The organism is Streptomyces sp. NPDC053513 (genome assembly GCF_044544765.1).
GTDB lineage: Bacteria > Actinomycetota > Actinomycetes > Streptomycetales > Streptomycetaceae > Streptomyces > Streptomyces litmocidini.
The window spans coordinates 213311-225074 of the sequence record NZ_JBITXP010000012.1 but is presented as its reverse complement, the minus strand read 5'-3'; the positions used below and the strand labels follow the sequence as shown (position 1 = coordinate 225074).

Below are 11764 nucleotides of genomic sequence, written 5' to 3'. Positions count from 1 at the left end.
ACCGCCGCCGCGAACGGGGCGATCTTCGCCTCCGCGAGGGCACGCACCGACTCCCGGAGCATGTCGTGCTCCTCCGAGGGCCGATACAGGTCGAAATCAGTCGAACCCGCCACGCTCATTCACTCCCACGCTTGCTAACTACCGTTAAGTAACCCAAATGGTAGGGCGTGACCGGGCCCCGGACCAGGGCCCGACTATGCTCGGGCAGGCATTCCGCCCGACGTTCCCTGGAGACCCGCATGGCCCTCAAGATCACCGTGATCGGCACCGGCTACCTCGGCGCCACCCACGCCGCGGCCATGGCGGAGCTGGGCTTCGAGGTGCTCGGCCTGGACGTCGTCCCCGAGAAGATCGAGATGCTGTCCGCCGGACGCGTCCCGATGTACGAGCCCGGCCTGGAGGAGCTGCTCGCGAAGCACGTGGCCGGCATCGAGGGGTCGAGCGGCCGGCTGCGCTTCACCACCTCCTGGGAGGAGGTCGGCGCCTTCGGCGACGTGCACTTCGTCTGCGTGAACACCCCGCAGAAGCACGGCGAGTACGCCTGTGACATGAGCTACGTCGACGCCGCCTTCGCCTCCCTCGCCGGCGTCGTCCGCGACGGGGCCCTGGTCGTCGGCAAGTCGACCGTGCCGGTCGGCTCGGCCGAGCGCCTCGCCGCCCTGCTGCCCGAGGGCGTCGACCTCGCCTGGAACCCCGAGTTCCTGCGGGAGGGCTTCGCCGTCCAGGACACCCTGCACCCGGACCGGATCGTGATCGGCGTGCACGGCTCCGGCGAGCGGGCCGAGAAGACGCTCCGCGAGGTGTACGCGGTCCCCGTCGGCGAGGGCTCGCCGTTCGTGGTGACCGACTTCCCGACGGCCGAGCTCGTGAAGACGGCCGCCAACTCCTTCCTGGCCACGAAGATCTCCTTCATCAACGCGATGGCGGAGGTCTGCGAGGCCGCCGGCGGCGACGTCGCCAAGCTCGCGGAGGCCATCGGCCACGACGACCGGATCGGCGCCAAGTTCCTGCGCGCCGGCATCGGCTTCGGCGGCGGCTGCCTCCCCAAGGACATCCGGGCCTTCATGGCCCGCGCGGGCGAGCTGGGCGCCGACCAGGCCCTGACCTTCCTCCGCGAGATCGACTCGATCAACATGCGGCGGCGCGGTCAGATGGTCGAGATGGCCCGCGAGGCCCTCGGCGGCTCCACCTTCCTGGGCCGCCGGGTCGCCGTGCTCGGCGCCACCTTCAAGCCGGACTCGGACGACGTCCGCGACTCCCCCGCCCTGAACGTGGCCGGTCAGATACACCTCCAGGGCGGTCAGGTGACCGTCTACGACCCGAAGGGCATGGAGAACGCCCGCCGCGTCTTCCCGACCCTCGGCTACGCCTCCTCCGCCCTGGAGGCGGTGCGCGGGGCGGACGTGGTGCTGCACCTGACCGAGTGGCGCGAGTTCCGCGAGCTCGACCCGGCGGAGCTGGCCGGGGTCGTCTCGACGCGGGTGGTCCTCGACGGCCGCAACGCCCTCGACGGGGAGCGGTGGCGGGCGGCCGGCTGGACGTACCGGGCGATGGGCCGCCCGACCGCCTGACGGACGGGACGAGGAGGGGGCGCACCGCCGGGCGGTGCGCCCCCCTCCCGTACGCCTCAGGCCGCCGCCCGCCTGATCCGGTTCGTCCGGGAGAGGAACTCCGTCTCCCGCAGCGCCCGGCTGGCGTTGGCGTGGGCGAGGCCGACCAGTTCCTGCGCGGTCCAGCCCCGGCGGAGCAGCTCGGCGAAGAGCGGCACGTAGCCGACGGCCGGGGCGGTGGTGCCGGAGACGCCGACGCACTGCGGGCCCGCCCCCTCCCGTACCCGGTCGAGGGCGTCGGCGGTGGCCGCCGAGTCCTCGGTGACGGTGACCATGAGGACGGCGCCGTTCCCGCCGAGGAGACGCAGGACGTCGTCCGGCAGGGCCTCCGGGGCCGCCCTGGTCAGCAGGGCGGGGGCGCGGGTGACCGCGAGGGCGCTGCGGACCGTGTTCGGGTCGGCGCCGGAGAGGTCCACGGCCAGGCCGATGCGGTTCATCTCCCGTACGGCGTCGCGGGCGAAGCGGTCGAAGCAGGTGAGGCTCACGGCCCGGACGCCCAGGGCGTGGTAGGCCCGCAGGGTGGCGGCCGAGCCGCCGAGCGCCGTCCAGCCCACCGGGCCGAGCAGGGCGGCGACGCGGCCGCAGTTGCGGGCGTCGGCCAGCTCGGAGGAGGTGTACGCGAGGCGCAGGTCCTCGGGGCAGGTGGCGACGAGGGCGCGGACGGAGTCGATACGCCGCAGGGTCCCGACGACGCCCTCGTCCGCCTCGACGTGCAGGGACCAGAGCTGGGCCCCGGTCTCGCGGGCGCGGACGGGCGGCAGGTCCTCGGGGTCGAGGGACTCGGGGAGCTCGGTGTGCCCCTCGGTGACGGGCTGGGCGGCCAGCAGGGCGCGGGCCCGGGCCGTCTCGTCGAGCGGCGGGGAAGCCGCCCCGTCGAGCGGCGGGGACGGGTCCGGGGGCGTGGTCACGCCGGCGGCGGGAGGGACGGTGGAGAGGGTGGGATGGTCGTCTAGCAGTTCCGCCATGGTGCGACTCCGGACTCGGCGATGCAGTACCGCCCCGCCGAGCGCGGCGGGGCAGCACCGTCCACCGTGCCACCGGCCCCCTCGGGGGGCTCGGTGGGCTGGACCGTCCGGGTGAGGGGCCGGGGCCTGCCCGGCCCCGGTCCCGTCGGACGGGCCTACGGCGCGTCGAGCGTCTCGATCGTCGCGTTCGACGGGGCCGTGCGGGCCTTCAGGTCGCGGGAGACCGCTTCCGCGTCCCGCAGGGCGCGGACCGCGTTGGACCAGGTCAGCTTGGCCAGGTCCGGGCGGGACCAGCCGCGGTGCAGGAGCTCCGCGATCAGGTTCGGGTAGCCGGCGACGTCGTCGAGGCCGGCCGGGGTGAAGGCCGTGCCGTCGTAGTCGCCGCCGATGCCGATGTGGTCGATGCCGGCGGCCTCGCGCATGTGGTCGAGGTGGTCGGCGACCGTGGCGGCGGTGGCGATCGGGCGGGGGTTCGCCTCCTCGAAGGCGCGGTGCAGCCGCATCGCCTCGGCGGTGGTGTCGAGGTGGTCGAAGCCGTGCGCCCGGAGGTTGTCGTCCGCCCGCGCGGTCCACTCGACGGCCGCGGGGAGGATGAACTTGGGCACGAAGGTGGCCATCGCGACGCCGCCGTTCGCGGGCAGCCGCTCCAGGACGTCGTCCGGGACGTTCCGCGGGTGGTCGCAGACCGCGCGGGCCGAGGAGTGCGAGAAGATCACCGGCGCCGCCGTGGCGTCGAGGGCGTCCCGCATCGTCGTCGCGGCGACGTGCGAGAGGTCGACGAGCATGCCGGAGCGGTTCATCTCGCGGACGACCTGCCGGCCGAAGGCGGAGAGCCCGCCGACGCCGGGCTCGTCGGTCGCCGAGTCCGCCCAGTCGTTGTTGTCGTTGTGCGTGAGCGTCATGTAGCGCACGCCGAGGGCGTGCAGCGCGCGCAGGGTGGCGAGGGAGTTGTTGATCGAGTGGCCGCCCTCGGCGCCCTTGAGGGAGGCGATGCGGCCCTGCTTCCGGGCCGCCTCCATGTCGTCCGCCGTGAGGGCGGGGGCGAGGTCCGCGGCGTACCGGTCGAGGAGCTGGTCGACGACGTCGATCTGCTCCAGGGTCGCGCTGACCGCGTCGTCCCCGGCCAGCCGGCAGGGCACGTACACCGACCAGAACTGGGCGCCGACGCCGCCGGCCCGCAGCCGGGCGAGGTCGGTGTGGAGCGCGCCGGTCTGGTCCGCGCCGATGTCCATCCGGTCCAGGTCGTAGCGCACGTGCTCGCGCAGCGCCCACGGGAGGTCGTTGTGGCCGTCGACGACGGGGTGGCCCGCGAGCAGCTCGCGGGCCTCCTCCAGACGGTCGGCCGCGCTCACCTGGCGAAGCCGAAGGACTCCGCGCCCTCGACCTTGGCCCGCAGACGCTTGCCCTTCTCGGTGGCCTGGTCGTTGAGCTCCTGCTGGAACTCGGTCATCCGGGCGAGCAGCTCGGGGTCGTGCGCGGCGAGCATCCGGACCGCGAGCAGGCCCGCGTTGCGCGCGCCGGCGACGGAGACCGTGGCGACGGGGACGCCGGCCGGCATCTGCACGATGGAGAGCAGCGAGTCCATGCCGTCGAGGTACTTCAGCGGCACCGGCACGCCGATGACGGGCAGCGGGGTGACGGAGGCGAGCATGCCCGGGAGGTGGGCGGCGCCGCCGGCGCCCGCGATGATCGCCTTGAGCCCGCGGCCCGCGGCCTCCTCGCCGTACGCGATCATCTCGCGCGGCATCCGGTGCGCGGAGACGACGTCGACCTCGTACGGGATCTCGAACTCGTCCAGGGCCTGCGCCGCGGCCTCCATCACGGGCCAGTCGGAGTCGGACCCCATGACGATGCCAATGAGCGGATTACTCAACGATCGTTCCTCGCAGATAGCCGGCGGCGTGACGGGCGCGCTCCAGCACGTCGTCGAGGTCGTCGCCGTAGGTGTTGACGTGGCCCACCTTGCGACCGGGCTTCACGTCCTTGCCGTACATGTGGATCTTGAGCTGCGGGTCCCTGGCCATGCAGTGCAGGTACGCGGAGTACATGTCCGGGTAGTCGCCGCCCAGGACATTGCACATCACGGTCCACGGCGCGCGCGGGCGCGGATCGCCGAGGGGCAGGTCGAGAACCGCCCGGACGTGGTTGGCGAACTGCGAGGTGATCGCCCCGTCCTGGGTCCAGTGGCCGGAGTTGTGCGGGCGCATCGCCAGTTCGTTGACGAGGATGCGGCCGTCCTTGGTCTGGAACAGCTCGACGGCGAGGTGGCCGACGACGCCCAGCTCCTTGGCGATCCGGAGGGCCAGCTCCTGCGCCTGCCCCGCGAGCTCCTCGTCGAGGCCGGGCGCGGGCGCGATGACCGTGTCGCAGACGCCGTCGACCTGGCGGGACTCGACGACGGGGTAGGCGACGGCCTGGCCGTGCGGGGAGCGGACGATGTTCGCCGCGAGCTCGCGGACGAAGTCGACCTTCTCCTCGGCGAGGACCGGGACCCCGGCGCGGAAGGGGTCGTGGGCGTCCTCGGGCGTGCGGACGAACCAGACGCCCTTGCCGTCGTAACCGCCGCGCACGGTCTTCAGGATGATCGGGAAGCCGCCGACCTCGGCCGCGAAGGCCGCGGCGTCGGCCGGATCGGCGACGATGCGGTGCCGGGGGCTGGGCGCGCCGATCTCGTCGAGCTTCGCGCGCATCACCCCCTTGTCCTGCGCGTGCACGAGGGCCTCGCGGCCGGGGCGGATGACGACGCCGTCCGCCTCCAGGGCCGCCAGGTGCTCCGCGGGCACGTGCTCGTGATCGAAGGTGATCACGTCGCAGCCGCGCGCGAAGTCACGCAGCGTGTCCAGGTCGCGGTAGTCGCCGAGGACGACCTCGCTCACCACCTGGGCCGCGGAGTCCTGCGGGGTGTCGCTGAGGAGCTTGAACTTGATGCCGAGGGGGATACCCGCCTCGTGGGTCATACGGGCGAGCTGCCCGCCTCCGACCATGCCTACTACGGGGAACGTCACCCTCTTAGGGTATCCGCACCATCGGGGAACACTCGTCCGGCTGTGCTTTGGCACAACGTCCAGGGGGTAGGAGAGGCCTGGGAAACGGGTTGTCCACAGCTTTGCGAGCTACCCGGGCGGGTGACAGGGGCCCTGGTTAGCATGGATGGGTTGACGTCGCCCGGACGTCATCCGGACGGACGGACACAGCGATCACCATGAGTGAACCCGGCGCACTGCGTATGCGACTCGAGGGGCTCGTCCGCGAGGTCGCCAAGTTCGGAGCCGTGGGGGCCGTCGGCGTCCTGGTCGACCTCGGCGTCTTCAACCTCGTCCGTCACTTCTCGGAGCTTCCGGTCGTGCGGGCGAGCATCGTCGCCACCGTGGTGGCGATCGTGTTCAACTACCTCGGCTTCCGGTACTTCACCTACCGGGACCGGGACAAGAGCAGCCGCACCAAGGAGCTGGCGCTCTTCCTCCTCTTCAGCCTGGTCGGCCTGGTGATCCAGAACGGTCTGCTGTACGCGGCGACGTACGGCTTCGGCTGGGACACCCCGCTGCAGAGCAACTTCTTCAAGTTCTTCGGCATCGGCGTCGCGACCCTGTTCCGCTTCTGGTCGTACCGCACGTGGGTGTTCCGCGCGCTGCCGGCGAAGGAGGCCGTGCAGACCGCCGAATCGTTCCTGGACAAGGCCCCCCGGCAGGCCGTCCGCAGGCAGCCCGACCACGTCTGAGTCCGACCGGGCCTTCCGGCGGGGGCCTACCGCACGGGGCGCTCCTGCGGCTCCGCCGTGACGCTTCTGACCTCGCGGCTCAGGAAGAGCGCGAAGACCGGCGGCTGCTGCTGGAGCAGCTCCAGACGGCCGCCGTCCGCCTCCGCCAGGTCCCGGGCCACCGCCAGGCCGATCCCCGTCGAGCTCCGCCCGCTCACCGCCCGTTCGAAGATCCGCGCGCCGAGGTCGGCGGGGACGCCCGGGCCCTCGTCGGTGACCTCGATCACCGACTGGTTGCCGGTGACGCGGGTGCGCAGGGCGACCGTGCCGCCGCCGTGCATGAGCGAGTTCTCGATCAGCGCGGCGAGGACCTGGGCGACCGCGCCCGGGGTGCCGACCGCCCGCATGCCCTGCTTGCCGGAGTGCACGATGGCCCGTCCCGCGCTGCGGTAGGCCGGGCGCCACTCCTCGATCTGCTGCTTGACGACCTCGTCGAGGTCGAAGGCGACGGCGGAGCCGGTGCGCGGGTCCCGGGCGTTGGTGAGGAGCCGCTCGACGACGTCGGTGAGCCGCTCGACCTGCGTGAGCGCGATCGTCGCCTCCTCCCTGACCGTGCCGAGGTCGTCGGCCATGGAGACCTCCTCCAGGCGCATGGAGAGCGCGGTGAGGGGCGTGCGGAGCTGGTGGGAGGCGTCGGCGGCGAGCCGGCGCTCGGCGGTGAGCATCCGGGCGATGCGCTCGGCGGAGGCGTCGAGGACGTCCGCGACCCGGTCCAGCTCGGGCACCCCGTACCGCTTGTGCCGGGGCCGCGGGTCGCCGGAGCCGAGCCGCTCGGCGGTCTCGGCGAGGTCCGTGAGCGGGGACGCCAGCTTGTTCGCCTGCCGCACGGCGAGGAGGACGGCGGCGACGACCGCGAGCAGGGCCACCGCGCCGATGATCAGCAGGGTGCGGCCGACCTCGGCGGTCACCGCCGAGCGGGACTCCTCGACGACCACGGTCTCGCCGCGCTCGCCGCGGGCGGTGCCCCGGATGACCTCGCCGTCGGGACGGGTGCCGATCTCGATGGCGTCGCGGCCGGGGATGCCGATCCGGGCGTACCGCTTGGCGCCGCCCTGCTCGGCGAGGATGTCCGGGTTGACCGGCTCGCCGCCGATGAGCCGGCTGTCGACGATGGAGACGAGCCTCAGCGCCTCCGAGTCCACCCGCTCCTGGGCGCTGCTGGAGATCGTGCGGGTCTCGACGGCGACCAGGGAGACGCCGAAGACCGCGATGACGACGAGGACGACGGCGAGGGTGGAGTTGATCAGGCGGCGGCGCACGGGCCCTCCGGGGGCGGGGTCGGGGAGGGCGGGCTAACTCTTCTCGAAGCGGAAGCCGACTCCTCGGACCGTGGCGATGTAGCGGGGGTTCGCCGCGTCGTCGCCGAGCTTCTTGCGCAGCCAGGAGATGTGCATGTCGAGGGTCTTGGTGGAGGACCACCAGGTGGTGTCCCAGACCTCGCGCATCAGCTGGTCGCGGGTGACGACCCGGCCGGCGTCCCGGACCAGGACGCGGAGGAGGTCGAACTCCTTCGCGGTGAGCTGGAGCTCCTCGTCGCCCATCCAGGCCCGGTGCGACTCGACGTCGATCCGGACGCCGTGGGTCGCGGGGGCGACGGCGGGCTCGGTGGAGCCGCGCCGGAGCAGGGCCCGGACGCGGGCGAGGAGCTCGGCGAGCCGGAAGGGCTTGGTGACGTAGTCGTCGGCGCCCGCGTCGAGCCCGACGACGGTGTCGACCTCGTCCGCGCGGGCGGTGAGGACCAGGATCGGGACCGTGTGGCCCTCGGCGCGCAGCCGGCGGGCGACCTCCAGGCCGTCCATGCCGGGCAGGCCCAGGTCGAGCACGACCAGGTCGACCCCGCCCTGGAGGCCGGCGTCGAGGGCGGTGGGGCCGTCCTCGCGGACCTCGACCTCGTACCCCTCTCTCCGCAGGGCGCGGGCCAGCGGTTCCGAGATGGATGCGTCGTCCTCGGCGAGCAGTACACGGGTCATGGGGTGATGGTAGTCCGCACGGCGCCCGGGCCGGGGCGGGATCCACCGGGCCCGAACGACCCCTGGGGATCTTGTGGGCATCCAGCAGATGACCTTCGAAAGATCGCGTACGGTTCCCTGGTCACCTGTGATCCATCTCTCAAGTCCTTCCATATCCGACCCTGTCGTGTCGTATGGTGGCGATACGTCAGTAGCGGTAATCGGGGACCTTTGGCCAGCTTCGCGCGCCAAGGTCCTCTTTCTGCGTAGGGTCGGCGCGGCCGAGCCTGGAGACGGTGAATGACCTGTGGGCCGGGTCCCTGGACGTGTACACGCGTCTGTCGGGGCGTGGATCCCGGTGGAGTCACTCGACCCCGCCGGTGCCGGCCTCCCCCACCGGGCGCATCACGCTCACAAGGCGTGCGTCCCGACAGAGCAAGGATCGACATGGCGTCCAGCCTGACGACGGCTTCGAACGGAACCTCTGGTTCCGGGAAGACGTTCTTCGGCCACCCCCGTGGTCTGGCCACCCTCTTCATGACCGAGATGTGGGAGCGCTTCTCCTACTACGGCATGCGGGCCCTTCTCGTTCTGTACCTGGTCTCCGGCGGCGCGGACGCGGCGACCGGCAGCCAGGGTGGCGGCCTCGCCATGACGGCGGCCACGTCGACGGCCATCTACTCGGTGTACGTCTCGATGGTCTACCTGATGGCCATGCCCGGCGGCTGGTTCGGCGACCGCGTCTGGGGCGCCCGCAAGACCGTCACCATCGCCGGTTTCGTGATCATGGCCGGTCACGCCTCGCTGGCCATCCCCGGTCAGGCGATGTTCTTCGTCGGCCTGGCGCTGGTCGCCGCCGGCTCCGGTCTGCTCAAGGCCAACATCTCCACGATGGTCGGCCACCTCTACGACGGCCCGGACGACCCGCGCCGTGACGGCGGCTTCACGCTCTTCTACGTCGGCATCAACCTCGGCGCCTTCCTCGCCCCGCTGGTCATCGGCACCGTCGGCGAGAACTACAACTGGCACCTGGGCTTCCTGCTCGCGGCCGTCGGCATGGCCCTGGGCCTGGGCCAGTTCCTGTACGGCAGCCGCCACCTGAACGAGAAGAGCAGCGTCGTCCCGAACCCGCTCGACGCCGCGGAGCGCAAGGCGATCCTGGTGAAGGTGTGCCTCACGGTCGTCGCCGTCGCCGTCTTCTACGGCATCGTCGTCGCCGCCGGCGTGTACACCCTGAACTGGGCGCTGGTTCCGATCACCCTCGCCGGCCTGATCATCCCGATCGCCGTGATCGTCCGCATCAAGCGCGACAAGGACCTGACCCAGACCGAGCAGTCGAAGGTCTCCGGTTACATCTGGTTCTTCGTGGCCGCGGCCGTCTTCTGGATGATCTACGACCAGGGCGGCTCGACCCTGTCCCTCTTCGCGGACAGCAAGACCGCCGACCACATCGGTCCGCTCAGCTTCCCGGCCACCTGGTTCCAGTCGCTGAACCCGCTGTTCGTCATGGCGCTGGCCCCGGTCTTCGCCTGGCTGTGGCTGTGGCTCGCCCGCCGCAACCAGGAGCCGAGCACGATCGTGAAGTTCTCGCTGGGCCTCCTCGGCATCGGCATCTCGTTCTTCGTGTTCCTCGCCCCGATCGGCCTGGCCGGCGACGGCAAGGTCAGCCCGATGTGGCTGGTCGGCATCTACATGATCCAGACCATCGCCGAGCTGTGCCTGTCCCCGGTCGGCCTGTCGCTGACCACGAAGATGGCCCCGCAGAAGTACGCCTCGCAGATGCTGGGCGTCTTCTTCCTCGCCGTCACCGCCGGCGACTGCACCACGGGTCTGCTCTCCCTCGCGGGCGTGGACCTGAACGGCACGGGCATCATCGCCCTGGAGGCGGCGGCCGCCACCCTCGCCGCCTTCGCGATCTTCATGTACCGCAAGAAGGTCCGGGCGCTCATGGGCGACGTCCACTGACGTCACCCGCCCGCACGGAGGGCCCGTCGCACCGCACCGGTGCGACGGGCCCTCCGTCGTTCCTCACCGCCTGAGGCGCGCCCAGGGAGTGAAGGTGAAGACCGCGCCGCCGACGAGGACGATCGTGCCCGCGACGAGGGCGAGGGCGCGCAGGGCGCCGTCGTTCTCGGCGCCGGTGTGGGCGAGGCTGCCGCCGTCGGAGCCGCCGGACCCGGAGCCCGAGGCGGCGCTCGTGCCCGTCCCGCCGTCGGAGCCGCCGGAGGCGCCGCCGGCCTGCTTGCTGGTGTCCAGCGTCAGGGAGGCCTGGACGGCGCCCTTGACCTGGCAGGGGATGACGATCGGCGAGCCGCCGAGCGAGACGCTGATGGTGAGCGCCCCGGGGCTGAGGGTGGACCTGCCCGTCGCCCCCGGCGTGTAGGTGCCCTTCATGTCGGACAGGTCGACCGGCTTGCCCGCTTCGAGGGGGGCGGCGTTGGCGGGGCCGGTGACCTTCACCGTTCCGCTGTCGGCGCCGCCGAGCGCGACCGCCATGGACGGCTTGAGGGCGCCGGCGGGCAGGGCCGCCGGGCTGTTCATGACGCCCTTGGCGGTCTTGACCGTGAGGTCGTAGCCGTTGCCGTTCTTCCTGGCGTCGATCGTCACCTTGGAGGCGATCGAGGCGGGGCCGGGGGGCTGGCAGGAGAACTGGACCGCGACCTGCTTGCCGGGGAAGTCGGTCCGCCCGCCGGAGCCGCCGGAGCTTCCACCGGTGTCGCCTCCGGTGGCGGTGGCGCCACCCGCCGTCGAACCCGTACCGCCGGACGCCGAACCCGTACCACCGGACGTGGTGGTCGTACCGCCCGACGTGGTGGTCGAGCCGCCGGACGTCGTCGTACCGCCCGAGGTGGTCGTACCGCCCGAGGTCGAGGAGCCGCCCGAGGTCGTCGAACCACCGGACGTGGTGGTGCCGCCCGACGTCGTCGTACCGCCGCCGGAGGTCGAGGAGCCGTCCGTGACCTTGATCGTCGCGCCGACCGGCACCGTCTCCTTCGGGGAGCACTTGGTGTCCGTCGACAGGGGCTTGGAGACGTTGATCGTGTACTTGCCGGGCGTCAGCGTGATCTCGCCCGCCTTGTCCAGCTTCAGCTTCCCCTTCATGTCGGGCAGGACCATCGGGCTGTTCTTGGGGATCGGCGGGTTCTGCCGCGGCCCCTCCATCGCGACGGTGCCGCTCCCCGCGCCGCCCACCGTGAGGACGCCGGTCGGCTTCACGGTGTCCTTGTCGAGGTCGAGCACGTCGGGGTTCTTCGAGGCGGCCTGGACCGTCTTCCAGACGATCTCGACCTCGTCGCCGACCTTGGCCTCCGCCGGCGCGGTGATCAGCACCTTCGTCGTGCCCTGCACGGGCGGAAGGCCCGAGATCGACGGCGGGACGCACTCCGTCGCGTAACCCACCTCGGCGGCCTGGGCGGGACCGGCGGCGTACAGGATCCCCGCGCCGCCGAGCATCAGCGCGACTCCGGCCGCGCTCATCCTCCG

The 11764-nt window shown here is 72.1% G+C and carries 10 protein-coding genes and 1 pseudogene; 3 read left to right on the top strand and 8 right to left on the bottom strand.

Annotated features, from left to right (window positions below; all coding sequences use genetic code 11):
* Positions 1-119: pseudogene (locus ACIGW4_RS22475) on the bottom strand (acyl-CoA dehydrogenase); the annotation flags it as partial.
* 120 nt (positions 120-239) lie between these two features.
* Between ACIGW4_RS22475 and ACIGW4_RS22470 the strand changes: the two are divergent.
* On the top strand, positions 240-1571 hold the full coding sequence (locus ACIGW4_RS22470; protein ID WP_123459238.1) for a UDP-glucose/GDP-mannose dehydrogenase family protein: 1332 nt from the start codon (positions 240-242) through the stop codon (positions 1569-1571).
* 56 nt (positions 1572-1627) lie between these two features.
* Here the strand turns inward: ACIGW4_RS22470 and ACIGW4_RS22465 are convergent, their stop codons facing one another.
* The 4 genes from ACIGW4_RS22465 to ACIGW4_RS22450 form a co-directional block, all read right to left on the bottom strand.
* Positions 1628-2575, bottom strand: a complete 948-nt coding sequence (locus tag ACIGW4_RS22465; RefSeq protein WP_399582477.1) for a membrane dipeptidase — start codon at positions 2573-2575, stop codon at positions 1628-1630.
* Positions 2576-2730: 155 nt separating this feature from the next.
* Positions 2731-3927: a dipeptidase gene (locus ACIGW4_RS22460; protein WP_399582475.1), complete on the bottom strand. Its 1197-nt coding sequence runs from the start codon at positions 3925-3927 to the stop codon at positions 2731-2733.
* Positions 3924-4421 (bottom strand): 5-(carboxyamino)imidazole ribonucleotide mutase, encoded by a 498-nt coding sequence (gene purE, locus ACIGW4_RS22455; protein ID WP_123459235.1) that lies wholly within the window; start codon positions 4419-4421, stop codon positions 3924-3926. Before purE ends, ACIGW4_RS22460 begins: the two co-directional genes overlap by 4 nt.
* Positions 4422-4440: 19 nt before the next feature.
* Positions 4441-5559 (bottom strand): 5-(carboxyamino)imidazole ribonucleotide synthase, encoded by a 1119-nt coding sequence (locus ACIGW4_RS22450; RefSeq protein WP_260174867.1) that lies wholly within the window; start codon positions 5557-5559, stop codon positions 4441-4443.
* A gap of 218 nt (positions 5560-5777) precedes the next feature.
* Here ACIGW4_RS22450 and ACIGW4_RS22445 point away from each other — a divergent pair, with 218 nt between their 5' ends.
* Positions 5778-6293 carry a GtrA family protein gene (locus tag ACIGW4_RS22445; protein ID WP_123459233.1) on the top strand — a complete coding sequence of 172 codons (516 nt, stop codon included), beginning with the start codon at positions 5778-5780 and terminating at the stop codon, positions 6291-6293.
* A gap of 26 nt (positions 6294-6319) precedes the next feature.
* Here the strand turns inward: ACIGW4_RS22445 and ACIGW4_RS22440 are convergent, their stop codons facing one another.
* Together ACIGW4_RS22440 and ACIGW4_RS22435 are read right to left on the bottom strand one after the other, a co-directional pair.
* Entirely contained in the window at positions 6320-7591 is a 1272-nt protein-coding gene (locus ACIGW4_RS22440; protein ID WP_123459232.1) for an ATP-binding protein, read from the bottom strand.
* Positions 7592-7624: 33 nt separating this feature from the next.
* Positions 7625-8302, bottom strand: coding sequence for a response regulator transcription factor (locus ACIGW4_RS22435; protein WP_030690380.1), 678 nt, complete (start codon positions 8300-8302; stop codon positions 7625-7627).
* A 426-nt stretch (positions 8303-8728) separates the two neighbouring features.
* Between ACIGW4_RS22435 and ACIGW4_RS22430 the strand changes: the two genes are divergently transcribed.
* Positions 8729-10246, top strand: coding sequence for a peptide MFS transporter (locus tag ACIGW4_RS22430; RefSeq protein WP_398714245.1), 1518 nt, complete (start codon positions 8729-8731; stop codon positions 10244-10246).
* Between the two features lie 63 nt (positions 10247-10309).
* On the opposite strand, the gene ACIGW4_RS22425 is transcribed toward ACIGW4_RS22430, so the two are convergent.
* Entirely contained in the window at positions 10310-11758 is a 1449-nt protein-coding gene (locus ACIGW4_RS22425; protein ID WP_399582471.1) for a hypothetical protein, read from the bottom strand.
* Positions 11759-11764 lie beyond the last annotated feature (6 nt).